General features: G+C 29.5%; 19 protein-coding genes. 1 reads left to right on the top strand and 18 read right to left on the bottom strand.

Annotated features, from left to right (window positions below; translation table 11 throughout):
- Positions 1-208: 208 nt before the first annotated feature.
- The 13 genes from IC219_RS08130 to IC219_RS08075 form a co-directional block, all read right to left on the bottom strand.
- Positions 209-1399, bottom strand: coding sequence for a hypothetical protein (locus IC219_RS08130; RefSeq protein ID WP_227482974.1), 1191 nt, complete (start codon positions 1397-1399; stop codon positions 209-211).
- A gap of 646 nt (positions 1400-2045) precedes the next feature.
- Positions 2046-2861 carry an MBL fold metallo-hydrolase gene (locus IC219_RS08125; RefSeq protein ID WP_227482975.1) on the bottom strand — a complete coding sequence of 272 codons (816 nt, stop codon included), beginning with the start codon at positions 2859-2861 and terminating at the stop codon, positions 2046-2048.
- Positions 2862-3038: 177 nt separating this feature from the next.
- Positions 3039-4490, bottom strand: coding sequence for a glutamate synthase-related protein (locus tag IC219_RS08120; protein WP_227433361.1), 1452 nt, complete (start codon positions 4488-4490; stop codon positions 3039-3041).
- 133 nt (positions 4491-4623) lie between these two features.
- Positions 4624-5010, bottom strand: coding sequence for a desulfoferrodoxin family protein (locus IC219_RS08115; RefSeq protein WP_227433362.1), 387 nt, complete (start codon positions 5008-5010; stop codon positions 4624-4626).
- A 37-nt stretch (positions 5011-5047) separates the two neighbouring features.
- Complete coding sequence (locus IC219_RS08110) at positions 5048-5437, bottom strand: Fur family transcriptional regulator (RefSeq protein ID WP_227433363.1); 390 nt, start codon at positions 5435-5437, stop codon at positions 5048-5050.
- A gap of 31 nt (positions 5438-5468) precedes the next feature.
- Complete coding sequence (rbr, locus tag IC219_RS08105; protein ID WP_227433364.1) at positions 5469-6005, bottom strand: rubrerythrin; 537 nt, start codon at positions 6003-6005, stop codon at positions 5469-5471.
- 107 nt (positions 6006-6112) lie between these two features.
- Positions 6113-6253 (bottom strand): [Fe-Fe] hydrogenase large subunit C-terminal domain-containing protein, encoded by a 141-nt coding sequence (locus tag IC219_RS22000; RefSeq protein WP_413926929.1) that lies wholly within the window; start codon positions 6251-6253, stop codon positions 6113-6115.
- Positions 6208-6372 (bottom strand): [Fe-Fe] hydrogenase large subunit C-terminal domain-containing protein, encoded by a 165-nt coding sequence (locus IC219_RS08100; protein WP_413926625.1) that lies wholly within the window; start codon positions 6370-6372, stop codon positions 6208-6210. The genes IC219_RS22000 and IC219_RS08100 overlap by 46 nt, the downstream gene beginning before the upstream one ends.
- Before the next feature lie 183 nt (positions 6373-6555).
- The gene (locus tag IC219_RS08095) at positions 6556-6858 is read right to left on the bottom strand and encodes a PTS sugar transporter subunit IIBC (RefSeq protein WP_227433365.1); all 303 of its coding nucleotides are present in this window, start codon (positions 6856-6858) and stop codon (positions 6556-6558) included.
- 21 nt (positions 6859-6879) lie between these two features.
- Complete coding sequence (locus tag IC219_RS08090; RefSeq protein ID WP_227433366.1) at positions 6880-7290, bottom strand: universal stress protein; 411 nt, start codon at positions 7288-7290, stop codon at positions 6880-6882.
- A gap of 205 nt (positions 7291-7495) precedes the next feature.
- Positions 7496-9424, bottom strand: a complete 1929-nt coding sequence (locus IC219_RS08085; RefSeq protein ID WP_227433367.1) for an EAL domain-containing protein — start codon at positions 9422-9424, stop codon at positions 7496-7498.
- Between the two features lie 189 nt (positions 9425-9613).
- Positions 9614-10102 carry a flavodoxin family protein gene (locus tag IC219_RS08080; RefSeq protein WP_227433368.1) on the bottom strand — a complete coding sequence of 163 codons (489 nt, stop codon included), beginning with the start codon at positions 10100-10102 and terminating at the stop codon, positions 9614-9616.
- Between the two features lie 114 nt (positions 10103-10216).
- The gene (locus IC219_RS08075) at positions 10217-11227 is read right to left on the bottom strand and encodes a DUF4116 domain-containing protein (protein ID WP_227433369.1); all 1011 of its coding nucleotides are present in this window, start codon (positions 11225-11227) and stop codon (positions 10217-10219) included.
- A gap of 512 nt (positions 11228-11739) precedes the next feature.
- Here IC219_RS08075 and IC219_RS08070 point away from each other — a divergent pair.
- Positions 11740-12084, top strand: coding sequence for a hypothetical protein (locus IC219_RS08070; protein WP_227482976.1), 345 nt, complete (start codon positions 11740-11742; stop codon positions 12082-12084).
- Positions 12085-12269: 185 nt separating this feature from the next.
- On the opposite strand, the gene IC219_RS08065 is transcribed toward IC219_RS08070, so the two are convergent.
- The 5 genes from IC219_RS08065 to IC219_RS08045 form a co-directional block, all read right to left on the bottom strand.
- A complete protein-coding gene (locus IC219_RS08065; protein WP_227433371.1) occupies positions 12270-13646 on the bottom strand; it encodes a sigma-54 interaction domain-containing protein in 1377 nt (458 codons plus the stop codon).
- A 98-nt stretch (positions 13647-13744) separates the two neighbouring features.
- On the bottom strand, positions 13745-14764 hold the full coding sequence (locus IC219_RS08060) for an electron transfer flavoprotein subunit alpha/FixB family protein (protein ID WP_413926925.1): 1020 nt from the start codon (positions 14762-14764) through the stop codon (positions 13745-13747).
- Between the two features lie 13 nt (positions 14765-14777).
- Complete coding sequence (locus IC219_RS08055; RefSeq protein WP_227433373.1) at positions 14778-15572, bottom strand: electron transfer flavoprotein subunit beta/FixA family protein; 795 nt, start codon at positions 15570-15572, stop codon at positions 14778-14780.
- A gap of 10 nt (positions 15573-15582) precedes the next feature.
- Positions 15583-16725, bottom strand: coding sequence for an acryloyl-CoA reductase (gene acrC / locus IC219_RS08050; protein ID WP_227433374.1), 1143 nt, complete (start codon positions 16723-16725; stop codon positions 15583-15585).
- An 18-nt stretch (positions 16726-16743) separates the two neighbouring features.
- The gene (locus IC219_RS08045) at positions 16744-17976 is read right to left on the bottom strand and encodes a CaiB/BaiF CoA transferase family protein (RefSeq protein WP_227482977.1); all 1233 of its coding nucleotides are present in this window, start codon (positions 17974-17976) and stop codon (positions 16744-16746) included.
- Between the last annotated feature and the right edge of the window lie 87 nt (positions 17977-18063).

Genomic DNA, 18063 nt, shown 5'->3' with positions numbered 1-18063 from the left:
CATAAATAAAAATGTATGCGTACTTATCCTAGATAAATTCACATACATTTTTATATTTTACTTTATTTTCATATCATTTCATTTTAATAATATTGTTAACATCATTTTAAATTTTTTCTGCTATTAATATTATATTAATTTTTCACTTAAATCATCATTAATGAATCTTTTCTAGACCATCTTTTTATACTTAAACTACTAATTTATACTATAAATTCTCAACATTCTCATCTAAATCAGCTGGCCACTTAGCCTCTGGATGTTCTTTGGCAAATTTCTTATTCTTATAGTGACCTAATGTTAGAAAAGGTATAACTATAGTGAATAGACCAAGATAGCCACAATACCCATATCCATACTTAACTATGTTACTTAACCCTGTCAAAGATATAAGCATTGATACTACCATTATTGCACATGCTGTAAATACTCTTCTTTTCATTTTTGAAGAAAGGAAAGAAAGTGCTTTATGGTCTTCAAATCTATTTACAAGACCAAATATTGTAGTTACTCCTGTAGACATCAAACAAAGGAATAGTGCTACATTATAAATTATGTATATAGTGTTATTTCCAGATTGACCTGCAACATAAAGAGTAGGAAGAGTTGTTTGCCCAGCAGCAGTAAATTCTCTATACCATCCCATTAACATAGTTACAGCAAGCCCCAACGCAACTGCATTCATAACAAATGAAACTAGCATTGCTTTAGTAGCTTCTTTGGAATTTTTAAGAAGTGGTCTTGAACAGCTTGCAAGTGTAGGTATAACAACTGATTGGAATCCTGCATAAATAAGAGTATTAAGTATTGGCTTAAAGTATCCAGGTGTGAAGCTCGTTTTATTTGAAAATATTTCAGATATTTCTGGTACCTTAGCTTTTATACCCACTATGAAAATAGTAAGAGTACATACTAATATAGCTATTGTCATTGCTGTTGCTGCTTTAGATACAAGCATAGCTCCAAATATAGTAAAAACAAGAAGTACAATTCCGATAATAAAGACAGCTATAAAATAATTAATTCCTATACTTTGGAAAACTGCTGCTGCACCTGCTATAACAGCACTTACAGCTATTAAAACCATTAAATAATAATATATCTCCCATATTATTTCAAGCTTTGGATATGGATTCCAAAGTTCACAAAATAAGTCCTTATAATTCTTACAATTATTATTATTATACATTATAATAACTTCTCTCATAGTGGCAGTAAGTATAATCATTGCTAAAATTGCCATGAGTGGTGCAATCCATCCATATTGCACATAATACTGTGTTTCTTGATTACCTGTAGCAAACCCTCCACCTGCATGCGAACTAAAAAGAACACTTGCAACTCCAAATATAGCTAGAATAGAGCCTGTTGCTTTTGCTTTTTTTACATTTTTTTGCATAAAATCATCCCCTCTAGAAATAATAGTAAAAATTTATAATTTAACATACATTTGACAAAAGAATAACATTTTTGTCAAGTTAATTCAACCGTAATTTTTCTAAAAATTTACAATTTTAATTTTTTTATTTCTAATTAGGTAAATTTTATATATTTATTTTATTATTATGAATTAATAATATTTTTATATCCTGTTATTTTATATGAAATCGTTTTTACAGTGTTAAATTTTTTACAAATCAATTTCTATAATTAGAAAATACTTAACATACCTATAATGGTCATAATTATTTATTACTGTATTTGCGTTCTTATTGAAATCATTAAGATTTATATATAAAAATAAATTTATATTTAAAATAATATTGTATTTAGATAAACTAATTTAATTTATTTCTCTTATATCATTATTATTAATACATGATATAATTATCTACTAATGAAAATACTAAATAATTAAAAATAACTCTTCTTTCAACAAATTAATACTATACATTTCTATTTATCTTAAAATAAATACATAATATAAAAAAGATACTTTCTTTTAGAAAGTATCTTTTTGCTTTTAATTTATACACCTGTAGTTGTTGTTAATTCCCTTAATTTTTTTAAATAAAATTTATTTTTCCAAACTCATTATTAATATACTATATATTTATGGTTAATCCTACTCCAACTTCATTTACATTTAACATTTCATTCATCTTGGCTTTTACCTTAAAAGAAACACAGTGACAAGGATACAACATTTTTATTTCTTCTTTTTTTAAATATTGAATAGTACTATCTAGTCTATCATCCAATTCAAAAAGATGAAAACCACCCAAGGTTCCAGCAATTCTATCATCACCACATAATTTTTTGGCATACTCCACTATATTACAAATTCCACTATGAGAACATCCTGTAACAATAAAAACACCTTTATCGGTCTTACATGCTATAGCTGAATCATCTAAAACATAATCATCCTCCCATAAATCTTCTGATTTATATTTTCCTATTTTAGCTCTTTTTTCAAAATTATTTACAGATGGAATCTCTCCTAAGAATATACAATTTTCACTTATCTTAAAAGGTTTGTTAGTTGGTTCATACATAAAAGTATTTCTAACTTTCTCAATAGAAAATGGTGCTCCTATATTATCCTCCCCACATTTTTTAGGTTCAAAACAATTAGGGTGTGCTATAAGTTTAACTTTAGATAAATCATATTTATTTTCTAAAAATTGAATACCCCTTGTATGGTCATTATGTCCATGAGAAAAAATAATATGAGTCAAGTCACCTAAATCTATATCCATTTTTTCAGCATTTGATATAAATATTTCTGAATATCCTGCATCAAATAAAATTCTATTTCCATCAATTTCAATATAGTAACTAACTGCTGGTTCTCCAACAAAGTATCTATCAATATATGTATTATTATCAACGAGAACTTGTATCTGCATTTTTTCCATACTAATCACTCCTTAAATTGTTGTTTAGTTTAATAGTACGATATTACAAGGTATTTTACAATTTAATCTCTCCAATTTTCACATTAAAAAAGAGAATTCTATAATATAAAATTCTCTTTTTATAAAATCTATTTTCTTTTATAAACTCATATTTTTAAATAGTTTTCTTTATAAAATTTATACATGTTGTATATTCGTATAATTTGATATTTCAGAGTTAACTGTATATAAATCATCAACGCTCAAATCATGTATATCTTTATGACCAGAAATTCTAGCAAAAGTCTTAAGTTCTTCTAGACTAACATTTAAGAAATTTGCCACTCTATTTGCACTATTTTCTATATGTAATCTTTTTCTTAACTCCTCATCTTGAGTAGCTACTCCTACAGGACACTTACCAGAACCACATATACGATATTGTTGACACGCTGCTGCCATAAGTGCAGAACTAGCAATAGCAATTGCATCAGCTCCCATAGCTATAGCCTTAGCAAAGTCAGTAGATATACGAAGCCCACCTGTTATAACTAAATCTATATCTAATCCATGTGTATCTATGTATTTTCTAGCACGATAAAGAGCAAATATTGTTGGAACTGAAGTTGCATCCTTAAGTAACTTTGGACTTGCTCCAGTAGCTCCACCACGTCCATCAATAGTCATAAAATCAGGTTTAGCATAAGCTATAAATTCCATATCTCTCTCAATGTGCCCTGCTGAAATTTTAATACCAATTGGACGTCCTTCTGAAACTTCTCTAAGTTCATCTACAAGTTTCTTTAAGTCTTCTTTTGATTGTATTTCTTCAAAACAAGATGGGCTTATAACATCTTGCCCCACAGGTTTATTTCTAACTTTTGCAATTTCTTCAGTTACTTTTTCACCAGGAAGATGCCCTCCCATTCCAGGCTTTGTTCCCTGACCAATTTTTATCTCTATAGCATCAGAATTTTTAAGATTTTCTTCAGTTACACTATATTTGTTTGGTACATATTCAAAAATATACTTATATGAAGCTTCCTTTTCTTCTGGTAATATACCACCTTCGCCACTACACATAGCTGTTTTATTTTTAGCTGCACCTTTTGCTAAAGCTATTTTTAACTCTTTAGACAAAGCACCAAATGACATGTGAGAAATATAAACTGGATTTTCTATTACCATAGGCTTTTTTGCTTTTTTTCCTATTATCGTTGTTGTATTTACTTCATCATGTTCATTTAGCGGTAATGGATTTAATTGAGCTCCCATAATTAAAATATCATCCCAAGAAATTACTGGTAGTTTAGTTTTCATAGGCTCTATTATAGACTTTCCTGTAACAGCCATTTCATGAATTATATCCATATGTTGTTCAACTTCATCATCTCTTCTTAAATATGTATTTAAATAATTTAAATCGCCTGTTTTTTCACTACTCACATCAGATTTTTCTTGAACAGATGCTTCTATTTTATTTTCTTTCTTTTCTTCACCTTCAAAATACACTGTACTTATTTTTCCAAAATAACTACGACCCTTTGTACATACAGGACATGTCCAGTCTTCACTTAACTCATCCCATGTTTTATCATTTTTAGATTCATCATAAATATATCCACAAACACTACATTTATAAATTGACATATTATTTTCTCCTTATACGCTATTAATCTCAAAATAAATTAAGATTTGAGATTATATAAATTTATAGGAGGCTATTTTTATAGAAATAAATTTCTATTTTTTAGCCTCCTTTTTAATTCAGTTTATTTAAATATTACAATTCAGCTTTCCATAATCCATGTAAATTACAATAAGCATATGCAGATATTACTTTATCGTCATCATTCAAAGCAAATTTAACTACAGGTTCTCCATCTACTGCTAGACATTTACGTTGACCACCTTGTTCAGTCATAAGATACACCCATGCTATATGATGTTCTTTAGTCATTGGATGAGCAACACTACTCACTTTAACAGTAACATTATTTCCATCTACTTCAATCACAGGCACATGTTTTTCAACTGCTGCATCTGTTGTATTAGGAACAAGCTCTTTCATAGGCTTTCCACAACAGAAAACAGGAACACCTGCACTGTGTATCATCCCTATAAGATTACCACAAGTCTCACATATAAAAAATCTTTTTTCACTACACATAAACTCACCTCATTAATTATTTTTAGAATTTGAAAAGTTAACCTACTTGACTACACTTTCTACAATTATTACAAATCCCTTTAAAACTTATGTTATAAGATGTTATTTTTATGTCTGTTTCTTCTGATATTGATTCTTTTAAATTGCTAAGAATTTCAGATTCTAAATCGTACACCTCTCCACATACTTCACATATAATATGATAGTGATTTTCTATTCTACCATCAAATCTATCTGGATTTCCTGGAATACTAACTTTTTTTATAAAACCATGTTCTGTTAGCTGAGCTAAATTTCTATACACAGTCCCTAAGCTTAAGCTCGGATTATCTTTTTTTAGACTTTCATACAAACAATCAGCAGTAGGATGAACTGGATTATTTAATATTTCATTTAAAATCAGTTCTCTTTGTTTAGAAAATTTCATAGTTAACATTCCTTTTTAATTATAATAATTTTTAATAGTTTTCAGCTTTTATATTGAAATAAGCTTTTGGATGGTCACATACAGGGCATTTTTCTGGTGCTTCAGTACCTACATACACATGACCACAGTTTTGACATTGCCAAACAACTTCTTCTTCTCTTTTAAATATTTTTCCTTCATTTAGGTTTTCTAAAAGTTTTAAGTATCTTTCTTCATGTTCTTTTTCTATTCTTCCAACAGCTTCAAATAAATAAGCTATTTTGTCAAATCCTTCTTCTCTAGCTTCTTTAGCAAATGTTGCATACATGTCAGTCCACTCATAATTTTCACCTGCTGCTGCATCTTTTAAATTTTCTTCTGTTGAAGGCATTCCATCATGTAAAAGTTTAAACCATAGTTTTGCATGTTCTTTTTCATTGTTAGCAGTTTCCTCAAATATAGCAGCTATTTGATTGTAACCTTCTTTTTTAGCTTTTGATGCATAGTATGTATATTTATTTCTTGCTTCTGATTCCCCTGCAAATCCTGCCATTAAATTCTTTTCTGTTTTAGTTCCTTTTAAGTTCATAATTAATTCCTCCCCTTTTTAATAATAGTAATGATTACTATTTCTATATTTATATAGTATATTAATTTCCACATTTTGTCAACTATATATAATATTATTTTTTTTATTTAAATATTCTCATTTTCTAATATATTATTTAACATATAATTTTTAGAATTATATTCTGGATATAAATTTGGTATCAGTTCTGGATAAAATGTTTCTACAAACTTAACCCAAACTGGACAGCAACTTGTAAATTTAGTGATTTATCATTCTTTGTTATAAGCTCTATTAATTCAGATGCTTCTTCCATAATGGTTAAATCAGCTGAAAATGTAGTATCAAATACATAATCTGCCCCTAATTTTCTTAAAGCAGAAACCATCTTTTCTTCAACATATATTCATCCCTAAGTATTGCAAGATTGTCCTTTTCAATAGGAATTCTAACTTCAGTAAATGAGTGTTTCATCTAAATATTGTCTAATAACAAATATAATTTAATCCTCAATATTAAAAAAGCTTCAAGTAAATACTATTTACTTGAAGCTTTTCCTATATTTTTAAGATTAATTTAAATCTATTAAAATTTCATTTACTATAGATTTTGCATCACTTATTATATATTTTGGTTCGACCTCATAAAACTCCCTATCTATAAATCTATCAATCTTTTCTATACCCTCTATAGAATCACTTGTAACAAATAACACTATAGATGCATCTTCTATATCATACATAGAAAGTTCATTTTTTATACTTCCATCGTTTTGAATTTCATAAACTAAGTCAAACCCTAAAATATTTGCAGCTTCTTTAAGAGAATTTGAACTTTTTTCACTTTCACAAACTGCTGCTATTTTTTTATTCATATTTCAGATACCTCACTAATTCTACTCCGGTACAATCATTACTATACACTTTGCTTGTTTAACTACACTTGCTGTTACTGAACCTATCATTCGTGTTAGACCTTTTTTAGTAGATTTTGTCATAACTATAATATCTACATTATCTTCTTTTGCTTTTCTAATTATTTCATCTCCTGGATAACCAAAAGTAAAATGAACTTTAACATCATACTCTCCCATTATCTCTGCTGCTCTGTCCAGGATTCGTCTTCCTAAGTTCTCAGAATTCTTTATCTCTTCAGCTAGGGATATGCCATCAATAAATACTAGTTCTTTTACATTCATTATTTCCACTTCGACTTCATCTTTTTTGAATATTCCTTGTATAAATTCCAAAGAATGCATACTTCTTTCTGTTCCATCAATTGGTACTAATATTTTCTTTTTATTCATGTCACATCTTCCTTTCTTACGTTAGAATAATTAAGTAAAATATATATTTTAAGCTATAAAAATATATAATAAATCTTTACTCTAGGAATTAATATTAAATATTAATAATATATATAATAATTTTAATATTTATTATTGTGTTAATTTTATAATATTTAGCTAATAGTGTCAATGAACAAAATTGTAATTAAAAAAATAAAGGGTATTAAACTGTAAAAGCATTTTCTCTCAACAAATCCCTTAAAATTTCCTCTGGAACAGGTTTAGAAAAATAATACCCTTGTAAATATTCACAATTCATAGACTTTAAATCTTTAGCGTATTCAATGGTTTCAACACCTTCTGCTACAGCTTTCATATTTAATTTATTTATAAGAGATATAATAGTTTCAACTGTGAGTTTATGCTTACTATCTTCATTCATAGACCAAATCAGACTCTTATCTAACTTAATTACTGAAAATGGTAAGGAAAGCATATTAGTAACTCCAGAATAACCTATCCCAAAATCGTCAAGTGCAAATTTAACCCCTAAAGTAATTAATTTTTCCATTGTCTCTCTAATTATATTAAATGAACCTGATGCCACAGTTTCTGTAATTTCAAGTTTAAATTTATTTGGTGACACTTTGTATTTTTTCATAATATCAAACAAATCATCAGCCAAATTCTTTTGCATGCATTGTACTACAGAAAGATTGACAGCTATGGTATCTAACTTTAAATCTTCAAAATCATCACTAGCTATAAATTTACATACCTTCTCAAAAACCACTAACCCAATTGAATTAATAAGACCTGTCTGCTCTGCAATTGGTATAAATTCATCTGGTGGTATAAACCCTAACTCTTTATGTTCTAGCCTAATCAAAGCCTCTGCTAAAGCAAATCTATCTTTACTAGTAGAAAATATAGGCTGATAATATACATCAAAGCCATCATTTTCTAGAGCTTCTTTCAAACAATTTTTTATTATATGTTTTTTCTTTATCTTTTCACTTATAGATGCATCTGCATAAATAACTTGTCTTGATTCAGAGCGTTTTGCTTCATGTATAGAGAAATCAATTGCAACTATAACATCTTCTGTCGTTTCAGCATTTTCTGGAAAAGAAACAACTGCAATACTAGTTGATAAGTTAAAACTTATCTCTTCTATTAGCCATGCTTTTTTAAATCTTTCTTCTATCTGTTTAGTAATTTTCTCTGGAGATATACCTAACTGGCTATTAACAACAATAGAAAATATATCTCCTCCTATTCTATACACATGATTTACATCATGAATATGAATCAAATATTTACCAACCTCTTTTAATGCAATATCTCCATTTTTAGTTCCAAAGGTTTCATTCATAAATTTGAAATCATCAAGAGCAATTGTAATGATAAATCCTGATTGTTCAGTATTTATATTTAAATCTAGTTCTTGAATAAAGGATTGTCTATTAAGTACACCAGTAAGGTCATCAATGATAAGACCTCTATTCTGCATGGAGAGATATGTCAAGAGCAAACTACATGCACATGCTGTTCCTGTAAGAAGATACTGTAAAAAAATTGCCTGCAAAATAATTGCTATAATTGAAACTATGAGAAAACCTCTAATAGCCCATATTTTAGATTCATGCATTGCTTTTTTGTATTTAAAAGATAAAAATGCCGAATATATTGCATAAAAGAAAAATGATAAAAAAGTTGCAGCATATCCATAACCACGTACATAACCTGTTTCTTTTGACAGTCCAAATAAAATGTGTGTAAAAGGATTAGTTATAGATAGAATCATACAAATTATAAGTGGTATAGATAAAAATAAAAGCTTTTTTTTCATATATCTAATATCTTGATAAATAATAGCCATGACATAAAATAATACAAGAGCCGCTGGTATTGGCAATAAAAATAAATATATTTGATTCAATGAAGCAGTTAAAAAAATTGGAAGTTTGTCTATATTATTTAGACAAAGTGAGCCTAAAACATTTGAAATTATGAATAAAAATGAACAAATTAAAAGTGCACAATATATTTTATTTTGTAAAGTAGGTATAAATTTACTTTTAAAAAAGTATACCATCAAAAAAATAACTATAATTGCAGAAAAAATTTCATATTCTATATGCCATACCATAAACTTACCTCACTATTATCGTTTAATTTTATCTATTTTATTTAATATAATATGTTTACAATCATATTATAATTCATATTGATAGCATATTGAGTAATTTTATGGAAAATTTTTATTTGTATACAATTTTTACCTTAAATCCCCATTAAAACATTAAACTTATTTCAAGCATTGTTATGTATATAGAAATTAAGCAAATAATTCTTTTGCTTTTGTAGCAATTCTTTCTCCAAATATTACAGCTTTTTCGTCTTGTATTTCTGGTCCTTCAATTGAATGTACATGTCCTAAATGTATAAATGGTTTTCCTAAAGAGCCACCTCCAGAGTACACAAGCATTCCCTTAACCATTAAATGCCCTACTATAGTAAGAATTGCTACATCAGGACCTCCACAGACATAGTCACATGTAGCAAAAACTGCTCCCAACTTGCCAGCTAGATTTATCTTTTTTGAATCCTCATCAAACCATTTTTTTACTTCCCAAGTTGTATTAGCTAAATATGTTGGTGTTCCAAATATTACTGCTTTACTTTCATTTAAATACTCTGTATCAATACTATCTAATCTCATAAGTCTAACTTCTATTCCGTCTACCTTTTTAGCACCATCTTCTATTAACTTAGCTACCCTTTCTGTGTTTCCACTTCTTGTTTGATACAATATTGTAATTTTCAATTTCAATCCCTCCTTAATGTGTAATAAAAATAATTTATTATATGTCAAATTATAGCACTTATTTTACTATCCTACAAAGAACTATCCAATTATTATTTAATTAACTATTTTATATTAAAAAATCCCCAAACTCACCTTTAACTTATTTATTTCAATCTCAACTATATCTGATATATCTTCAAAAGACATGCCTCTATCATGAAGTTTTCCTGCAATTTTGATTTTTGCATTTTCTTCTCCTTTTTTAATCAAAGCTCTATTTTCTTTTTCTATTACATTTCTAACGTATCTTTTTGCAAATGGCTCATTGCCATCGCATAAAACTTTATATTTTTCTTTATCTCCTTTGACAAAACTAAGAGCTCTTTTATCTTGTTTAACAGCCTCTGTGCAAATTTCTTCTGTTTGTTCTTTCACAAATTTTAGAGCCATTCCATATTGTCTCACTGCTTTCAAGCATATTCCAACAGTCTGTTCCTTTACAAATTCTAAAGCCATACCGTTTTGTCTTACAGCTCTTAGACATATTGTTTCTGTCTGATTTTTTACAAACTTCAAATCAAGCCCATTTTGTCTTACTGCTTCCATACATATTTCTTCTGTCTGATTTTCCACCCATTTTAGGTTATAACTACATTGTTTAACTGCTTCCATACATATTTTATCTGTTTGATTTTTTACCCTTGCTAATCCAAATTCACTATTTCTAACTGCTTCTATACATATTTCTTCTGTTTGCTCTTTTACAAATGCTAAAGCTGTGCCATTTTTTTCAACAGCTCTTAAACATAATTCTTCTGTCTGATTTTCTATATATTTTAATGCTGTTCCATCTTGACTAAGTGCTAACATACATATTTCTTCTGTTGGATCTTCAACAAATTCTAACATTCTCCAATCTTGCTTGACTGCTTCTATACATATTTTTTCTGTTTGATTATCAACACACTTTATTGCATTACAATTTTGTTTAACAGCCTCCAGACATATCTTTTCTGTTTGATTTTTTATGTATATTAAATTTAATCCATTTTGCTTTACTATTTCTAAATACTCATCTTCTGTTTTATTGTCAAAGTCATCATTATCTATTGATTCAAATATATCATTTTTATTCTCTTGCATATTTTAAGTTCACTCCTTATAAATTTTATAAAATTCAATAAATTTACTATCATTTTTATTTTATCAAATAATATAAGAATTTTTCAGTCTTGTTTTTTTTTATAAAATCATTTGTGTGTTAAAAAATAAATTAATTGCTTTAATTCCAGTATACAATACCCAAAATATGTGGTATATTTTAACTATAATATATTTTTATATATTACAGTTGAGATATTTAAAGTTAAATTTATATAAAATACCTTTATTTATATATCATCTTTATTTATATATCATTTAGATTGGATATATTTTTTATTTTCTTTTTTAGTTTTTCGGGTTAGTAAGGGGTTAGTAATTTAGATTTTCATAGGAAATTATTTTTAAAATTAGTTTTTATTTATAGCTAATTTATTTATGTTGTAATTAAATAAAACTAAATATAATTTAAATAATTCCTTGAGATAAATTTAATAAAACTTAGAGTCCTTATCTAAGCTTAAAATACTAAAATTATTAGGAGGATATAAATTATGGACCAAATTAAGCGCTTACACGAATTGCAACAAAAGTCATACTTAACTAAAGAAGAATTTGAGGAGTTAAAAAACAACACATATATTGAAAAATTTGAATTGAGAGATGAATGTGACAACTCTTATATTTATAATTTTTACACTAATGATAAATGTAATGATATAAAATTTATAAAATCACAATTTATTGTTACTCTTATAAAAAACGGTTTTTTATGTGATTGTGGTGGTGTATTTAGACAAAAGAAAATAGTTGATGAATATAATTACGGATATAATGCTATATATAAATGTGATTCTTGTGGAAAAGAACTTGATAAAGAAGTGGAAAATTATGATTAAATAATAAGATAAATATTTTAAAACATTTTTTATAAATATTAAATAAAGTAAAAATCACTCTAATTTTGAACTATACCCACTGTTTTGTACAGTTAAAACAGTGGGTATGGTTCACTGTATAAGGGTGATTTTTTGTGTGCCTTAATCTTAATTCAAGTCATCTTAATTGTTTAATTCAAGTCATCTTAATTGTTTAATTCAATTTCATACTTTTTTATTTTCTTATACAAAAGACTTTTGTGTATTCCCATAACCTCTGCTGCCTTGGAACATTTCCAATTGTACTTCCTTAACACATCAATAATTAAACTCTTCTCATAATTTTCAACCATTTCATGAATTGAGCAATTACTATCCACATTACATTGAGCTACTCTGCTTATATTATCCATTTTAGATGGAAGGTCACACATCATAATGACCATATCATCACTTACAGCATAAGCACTTTTTATTACATTTTGCAGTTCTCTTATATTTCCTGGCCAAATATAGTTAATAAAACAATTTTTAACTTTATCACTTAAAACCTTCAATTCCTTATATTCAACATTTAATTTATTTAGTATATAATTTGCTAACAATAAAATATCATCTTGTCTGTCCTTTAATTCCATCATATGAATATTTATTACATTTAACCTATAGTATAAATCTTCTCTAAATAATCCCTCTTCAACCATTTTACTTAAATTCTTTCTTGTAGCAGAGATTACTCTTACATCTATTTTTATAGTTTTAAGACCTCCAACTGGTTCTATTTCACTTTCCTGAAGAACTCTTAAAAGTTTTGCTTGCATGGTCAAAGGCATGTCACCTATTTCATCTAAGAAGATTGTGCCATTATTTGCAACTAAAAACTTACCTTTTTTGCCTCCTTTTTTTGCTCCTGTAAAAGCTCCTTCGTCATACCCAAATAGCTCTGATTCTAATAGTTCTTCTGGTATTGCAGCACAGTTTATACTAACCATAGGCTTGTCTGCTCTACTGCTATTATTGTGAATTGCTCTAGCAAAGACTTCTTTACCTGTACCTGTTTCACCTGTTAAAAGCACTGAGAAGTTCGTTTTAGAAGCTTTCATACCTGTTTTCTTAAGTTCTATGAAATCTCTATTTTCACCTATGAGCTTGTCAAAACTACATTTATCCTTGAACTGTTCTTTATAATATTGGAGTTCCATATATTCTGACATTAACTTTTTAGCTACATCAAAGGATTGTAATCTAAATTTAACTTGAGCTACCCCTGCAACTACTTCTCCATTATCATTCTCCACATAAGACCTACTTACTATTACACTTTTTTCTTTTGTTTTTCCACCTGAGTAATGGTGTATAGCTCCTTCTTCACAATATTTATCTCTCATAATATCTAACATTTTTGTATTTGGTATAATACTTTGTATATTGTGTCCTATTATATCGTCTCTTTCTTTCCCTAAGAAGTCACAATATTTATCGTTAATATCTATGATTACTCCATCTTTATTTACAACAATAAAACCATCATCAGTCATGGATAATACTCTTGCAAATATATCCTTATACCAGTGCTCTTTCATTGTTTCATCCCTCCACTATAACCTTCAGCAAAAATAATAAGTCTTACAATACAATATTATAAGACTTACCATTCTATATATTCAATGTTTTCTAGAAGTTACCTATTTAATGATTCTATCATTTCAGGTAGAATTTCATATAAATCCCCTACAATTCCATAGTCACATATACTGAAAATAGGTGCCTTTGAATCTTTATTTATAGCAACTATATATTTAGAATCACTCATACCTGCTAAATGCTGTATTGCTCCAGATATCCCGCACGCAATGTATAACTCTGGTCTAACAGTAGTTCCTGTTTGTCCCACTTGATGAGAATGTTCTATCCACCCTGAATCTACTGCCGCTCTTGAAGCACCAATTTCTGCCCCCAATTTATCAGCTAATTCTTTTATTAGTTCAAATCCTTCTGCCCTCTTTAATCCTCTTCCTGCTGATACTATTATTCTAGCATCAGTTAGATTTATAGATTTCTTTTCTTTTGGAAGAATTTCTACTAATCTAGTTCTAATCATTTTTTCATTAAGTTCTGGAGTAACAACCTCTAAAACTCCAGTCTTTGATTCAGTTCTTACAGCTTTTGCCATAACACCTGGTCGAACTGTTGACATCTGTGGTCTATTTTTTGGACAAACAATAGTAGCCATTAAATTTCCACCAAAGGCTGGTCTTGTTTGTAATAACTTATTATCTGTTGAATCTATTTCAAGTTTTGTACAGTCAGCAGTTAGACCTGTTCCAACTTTACCTGCAATTCTAGGTGCGATATCTCTTCCTATAGAAGTAGCTCCAACTAGTACAACCTCTGGCTTTTTCTCTTCAATTAAACCTGCAATTGAAATTGCATATCCATCAGTTGTGAAATCTTTAAGAAGAGGGTCGTTGATATAATAAGCTTTATCAACACTATAGTGAAGTAACTCCTTTACTTCTTTCTCTACTTCATATCCAGCTATTACAACTGCAAGCTCTTTTCCTAATTGGTCAGCAAGCTTTCTTCCTTCACCAATAAGTTCTATAGTAACAGGATTTATTTTACCTTCCCTTTGCTCTCCTATTACCCAAACACCATTATAATCATTTAAATTTATACCTTGATTAACTTTTGCTCTCATCATCTTAACACTCCTATACTAGTTTCAAATCGAATAGTATTTCTATTAGTTTCTCAGCTTTTTCCTTTTTATTTATACCTTCGATTATTTCATTATGCTTGTCTTTAACTGGTACAAAAGACTTGTAAACATTTGTAGGCGAACCCTTTAATCCAATTTGAGTTGTATCAACAGCTAAGTCTTCAAGTGTTAACACAGTAATCTTTGCATCTCCATTATTGTAAGCTTCTAAGATTCCTTTGACACTTGGATATCTTGGATTATTTAACTCTTTTATAGCAGTTAATAAAACTGGCATCTTTGCTTCTATTAAATAATCTCCTGTCTCTGTATAACGAGTTACTAGTAATTTATCATCTTGAACCTTTACTTCTTTTGCATATGTAACCTGTGGGACACCTAAGAATTCTGCAACCTCTGGTCCAACCTGAGCTGTATCTCCATCTATAGCTTGTCTTCCACAGAATATTACATCATACTTTCCAACCTTCTCTATAGCAGCAGCAATAATTGTAGATGTAGCCCAAGTGTCTGAACCACCAAAAGCTCTATCTGAAATTAAATATGCTTCGTCAGCACCCATTGCCAAAGCTTCTTTTAAAGCACTTTTAGCTTGAGGGGGTCCCATGCTTACAACCTTAATCACTGCTCCTAGTTCATCTTTTATTTTTAAAGCTTCTTCTAAAGCATTTCTATCATCTGGATTGATTATACTTGGTACACCATCTCTTATTAGAGTACCTGTCTCTTTATTTATTTTAACTTCGTTAGTATCTGGAACTTGCTTTAAACAAACAACTATATTCATGCTCTTCCTCCTATCCTAGTACTGCTCTTGAAATAACAACCTTGTGTATTTCTGAAGTACCTTCGTAAATTTCTGTTATCTTGGCATCTCTGTACATTCTCTCTAATGGATAATCCTTCATATATCCATATCCTCCATGGATTTGAAGAGCTAGGTTTGTAACCTCTCTTGCAGTACGTGACGCATTGTATTTTGCCATAGCAGCTTCTTTAGTGTGTCTTTCCCCTCTAGCTTTCAAGTCTGCAGCATAATATACTAACAACTTTGCTGATTCCACCATAGTCGCCATATCTGCTATATACCATTGAATACCTTGCAAAGCTGAAATTGGCTTGCCAAACTGAACTCTTTCTTTAGAATATTTGATACTCTCTTCTAAAGCACCTTCCGCAATTCCTACAGCTTGAGCTCCAACTCCAATTCTTGCTCCATCTAGACAAGTCATAGCTATGTTAAAGCCTTTCCCTTCTTTTCCTAATAAATTAGACTTTGGAACTCTACAATTATCAAATATTAACTCTGCAGTTTCTGAACCATGGATACCCATTTTTTCTTCAATTTTTCCTATTGAAAAACCTGGCGTACCTTTGTCAACGATGATAGCAGACATGCCCTTTATTCCCTTTGATGGCTCTGTCAATGCAAATATTATTAATGATTCTGCTTGACCTCCACCAGAAATAAAACACTTAGTCCCATTTAAGACGTATTCATCAGTTGCTTCATCAATAATTGCAGTTGTTGCAGCTCTTGCAGCATCTGAACCAGCATTAGGCTCAGTTAAAGCAAAGGCACCTACACACCCACCTTCAGCCATCATTGGAAGGTATTTTTTCTTTTGTTCCTCAGTACCAAATTTCAAAATAGCTTGAGCGTATATTGTGTGTATTGATAATATTGCTGCAGATGCTGCACATTTTTTGGCAACCTCAGTAACAACAATTACCTTTTCTATATCTGCTCCACCAGAACCGCCATACTCTACAGGTGTTCCAATACCATTAAAGCCTATTTTAGCCATTTTGCTAAAAAGCTCTCTTGGAAAAATACCTGTTCTATCTGTTTCAGCAGCTATTGGTGCTATTTCATTCTCTGCAAATTCTTTTGCTACTCTTTGAAGCATTAGTTGTGCTTCTGTTAATCTAAAATCCATAAAATTTCCTCCTATTCATTAACGTACTTCACATGTTTCTTTATTCATTGCTACAATTCCAGACTCAATTAGAACTTCTATATCAGAATCACTGTATCCAAGCTCTCTCAATATCTCATCTGAATGTTCTCCTATAAGTGGAGCATCACAAGTCATGTTAACTTCAATGTTCCCAAACTTAACTGGAGTGGATGCAAGCATTGTCTTATTTCCATTTTTACTTGTATGTTCATATATATAGTTATTAGCAATAGCTTGTTCATCAGTTACCACATCATTAACATGTTGAATTCTCTCATGGGCTATATCCGCAGTAGTAAGCTTTTCAACCATCTCATTTTGAGTAAATTTTGCAAATTCACCATCCAAAATATTAATAAGTTCTGTAGCATTTTTCTTACTTTCTACTGAAGATGCAAATTTCTCTTCTTTTATTAAATCTTCTCTTCCAAATAATCTGCAAAGTGCCTCAAAATATCTTTCATGCTCTAGAATGCTTAAGAATATCCACTTTCCATCCTTACAACGATAAGAGTTTATTACTGGAGAAATGGCATTTTTTCTAGTTTTTGGATACTCATCACTAAACTGTGTAGATGCTAATAAAGATGATGCATTCCATATTGCTTGTCCAAATAAAGATGCCATTACTTTTTGTCCTTTTCCAGTCTTAGCTTGTTGGTATAAAGCTGCACATATACCTCCAGATAAACTGCAAGAAGTTGTGGCATCTCCAAAGGCTATAGGTGGGTTTATTGGACTTGTATCCTTCTCTGCAATATCAAGCATAGCTCCACTTCTTGCCCAAAAAGCAACTGTATCAAAACCTGCATTATCCTTAGCAGGTCCGAAATCACCAAAACCATTTATTTGTCCCCAGATAAGATGTGGATGCTTTTTACTTAATGATTCATAGTCAAGACCTAGTCTTTTTAGCGCTCCTGTTCTATAGCTTGAAACAAATACGTTTGCTTCACTTAAAAGCTTATCCATAATTTCAATTCCAGCCTCACTCTTAAGATTTATAGACAAGCCTCTTTTATTTGAATTATATGTGCTGTAAAAAGGATTATTATAATCATCTATTGGCATTGTCATTGTTGCCCCTGTCTTTCTTCCTGGGTCTCCAAAGCTTGGCTCTACCTTAATAACATCAGCACCCCAGTCAGCTAATATTTTAGAAGTACCTGGACCTGCTACAAAATATGTTAAGTCAATGACCTTAACTCCTTCTAATGGTTTATTTAACACTTTCAATTCCTCCTTATACTGTCAACTTGGTATTTTAAATATGGTATTTATGTTATTAAAACATAAAATTTATTATACATACTTTGA

The sequence above is a fragment of the Clostridioides sp. ES-W-0018-02 genome (assembly GCF_020658175.1).
In the GTDB taxonomy this organism is placed as follows: domain Bacteria; phylum Bacillota; class Clostridia; order Peptostreptococcales; family Peptostreptococcaceae; genus Clostridioides.
This window is presented reverse-complemented; position numbering and strand designations above follow the sequence as displayed.

Bases quoted from the DNA above. Each gene is read 5' to 3' on its own strand.
- acrC (WP_227433374.1), bottom strand. From the start codon at position 16,725: ATGGATTTTAGATTAACAGAAGCACAACTAATGCTTCAAAGAGTAGCA.
- IC219_RS08070 (WP_227482976.1), top strand. From the start codon at position 11,740: ATGGACCAAATTAAGCGCTTACACGAATTGCAACAAAAGTCATACTTA.
- IC219_RS08065 (WP_227433371.1), bottom strand. From the start codon at position 13,646: ATGAAAGAGCACTGGTATAAGGATATATTTGCAAGAGTATTATCCATG.
- IC219_RS08055 (WP_227433373.1), bottom strand. From the start codon at position 15,572: ATGAATATAGTTGTTTGTTTAAAGCAAGTTCCAGATACTAACGAAGTT.
- rbr (WP_227433364.1), bottom strand. From the start codon at position 6,005: ATGAACTTAAAAGGAACTAAAACAGAAAAGAATTTAATGGCAGGATTT.
- IC219_RS08130 (WP_227482974.1), bottom strand. From the start codon at position 1,399: ATGCAAAAAAATGTAAAAAAAGCAAAAGCAACAGGCTCTATTCTAGCT.
- IC219_RS08110 (WP_227433363.1), bottom strand. From the start codon at position 5,437: ATGAAATTTTCTAAACAAAGAGAACTGATTTTAAATGAAATATTAAAT.
- IC219_RS08085 (WP_227433367.1), bottom strand. From the start codon at position 9,424: ATGGTATGGCATATAGAATATGAAATTTTTTCTGCAATTATAGTTATT.
- IC219_RS08100 (WP_413926625.1), bottom strand. From the start codon at position 6,372: ATGGTTTCTGCTTTAAGAAAATTAGGGGCAGATTATGTATTTGATACT.
- IC219_RS08115 (WP_227433362.1), bottom strand. From the start codon at position 5,010: ATGTGTAGTGAAAAAAGATTTTTTATATGTGAGACTTGTGGTAATCTT.
- IC219_RS08125 (WP_227482975.1), bottom strand. From the start codon at position 2,861: ATGGAAAAAATGCAGATACAAGTTCTCGTTGATAATAATACATATATT.
- IC219_RS08095 (WP_227433365.1), bottom strand. From the start codon at position 6,858: ATGAATAAAAAAATAGCAGCAGTTTGTGAAAGTGAAAAAAGTTCAAAT.
- IC219_RS08120 (WP_227433361.1), bottom strand. From the start codon at position 4,490: ATGTCAATTTATAAATGTAGTGTTTGTGGATATATTTATGATGAATCT.
- IC219_RS08090 (WP_227433366.1), bottom strand. From the start codon at position 7,290: ATGAATAAAAAGAAAATATTAGTACCAATTGATGGAACAGAAAGAAGT.
- IC219_RS08075 (WP_227433369.1), bottom strand. From the start codon at position 11,227: ATGCAAGAGAATAAAAATGATATATTTGAATCAATAGATAATGATGAC.
- IC219_RS08060 (WP_413926925.1), bottom strand. From the start codon at position 14,764: ATGAGAGCAAAAGTTAATCAAGGTATAAATTTAAATGATTATAATGGT.